At 36.7% G+C, this 1,522-nt stretch carries 3 protein-coding genes; 1 reads left to right on the forward strand and 2 read right to left on the reverse strand.

Translation table 11 applies throughout. From position 1 onward, the window contains the following. A partial coding sequence (locus VG895_00465) for a T9SS type A sorting domain-containing protein (protein HWA51515.1) occupies window positions 1–195 on the forward strand: 195 nt, incomplete at its 5' end. Window positions 196–245: 50 nt separating this feature from the next. Here the strand turns inward: VG895_00465 and VG895_00470 are convergent. Both VG895_00470 and VG895_00475 read right to left on the reverse strand, forming a co-directional pair. Continuing rightward, entirely contained in the window at window positions 246–1,136 is an 891-nt protein-coding gene (locus tag VG895_00470; protein ID HWA51516.1) for an ISL3 family transposase, read from the reverse strand. An 11-nt stretch (window positions 1,137–1,147) separates the two neighbouring features. Then, window positions 1,148–1,456, reverse strand: a complete 309-nt coding sequence (locus tag VG895_00475) for a transposase family protein (protein HWA51517.1) — start codon at window positions 1,454–1,456, stop codon at window positions 1,148–1,150. Window positions 1,457–1,522 lie beyond the last annotated feature (66 nt).

Genomic DNA, 1,522 nt, shown 5'->3' on the forward strand with positions numbered 1-1,522 from the left:
TTCATAATCTCTTGCGATTTTTATAACGACGTACATTTTACTTTATACGACGCCCTTTCAAGGCAGGTAATAAGTATAAGCCTTATGGCTGATACAACCGTATTAAACAGAAATAATTTACCTAATGGAGTTTATTTATGGAGAATAACCAAAGGGAACGATGTAACTAAAACAGGGAAACTTATTATTGAATAAATACCCCGAAAAGTAAAAAATTGATTTTCAATAGCAATAATTAGGGTTCATCATAATAATCCATACCTGCCTTCATTTATTGCATAAATCTTTAAAGAGAAGTAATCCTGATCACGATAGCCATATGCTCTTCGTTTCAATACTTTTATTTTATTGTTTAATCCCTCCAAAGGTCCAGTTGATATAGGGTGTTCGAACCAATTAATAATGCCGGACCGGTGTGCTGCGAGGCTATTTGCAAACTTCTTTAGTATAAATAGGCCTGTTGCATGCGCTTTCCTGATCCAACTGTTAAGGAACTTTCTGGCTGCTGATAATGTTGGCTCACTCCACAACAGCTGTAATTCTTCTTTTAGGTAATAAGCAGCAGCTAAAGGCTGATTTACTTTCAGTGCTTCTGCAAGCCTGTGCAATTCCGATTTCTCTTCATTTAAGTTTTCCGAGTTCTTAAGCAGTAACCAGCGGGTTCCCTTAAGAAGCCTGCGCTTATTTAAGTCTGTTTCCTGGTGGAAAACCGACCTGCGAAGGTCATCTAATGCCCTGTTAAAGTTTCTTACTATATGGAAGCGGTCATACACAATCCTGGCATTAGGCAGATTTATCATAACTGCTTCAATATAAACCGCCCACATATCAATTGCTACCGCTTTTACTTTCGCTCCGGCATCCCGCAAACGTTTCCAAAATGGATCTAAACAACCTTTTTGCCTTCCGTTTCCAATATATAATACCTGTGATGTTTCCAGATTTAAAACAACAGTTTTATAGGTGTGGCCTTTACTAACAGCAAACTCATCTATGGCTATATACCTTACATCTCTCAGCGATGGTTTACCAAAATGTTTTTGTAGGTATCCCTTATCAATCTCTTTAATTGTATTCCAACTCATTTTTAACCAATCTGCAACATCCTGAACGGGAACCTCTTCCAGTAAACAAATTGCATATCGTGCTAATCTATGGCAATAACTTTTTTTTCATCAGCATAATCAATTTTCTGTTGCCGTATTTTACCGCAAACCTTACATTCAAGCCTTTGGATATCAGCTAATAAGAAAACTTCTTTCAGGCCTATAGGAACTGTTTTAAACTTGCGCTTTATGATACCTTTTTTAGTAACTTCCGTACTTCCGCAATTACCACATTGCAAAAAACTATCCTTTGTCTTGATATGAAAAAATACCGCACCGTCCTTGTACTCTGTTCCCAAATAATCTACGCTTTTTAACCCGAAAGCGTGATACAGCAAGCTTGTTGACATACCTTTTTTAATCCTAATTTACTCAATTTTGATTTTTTCCAGGTATGGATTATTATGATGAACCAT

Source organism: Patescibacteria group bacterium, assembly GCA_035549555.1.
GTDB lineage: Bacteria > Patescibacteriota > Microgenomatia > UBA8517 > UBA8517 > Co84-156.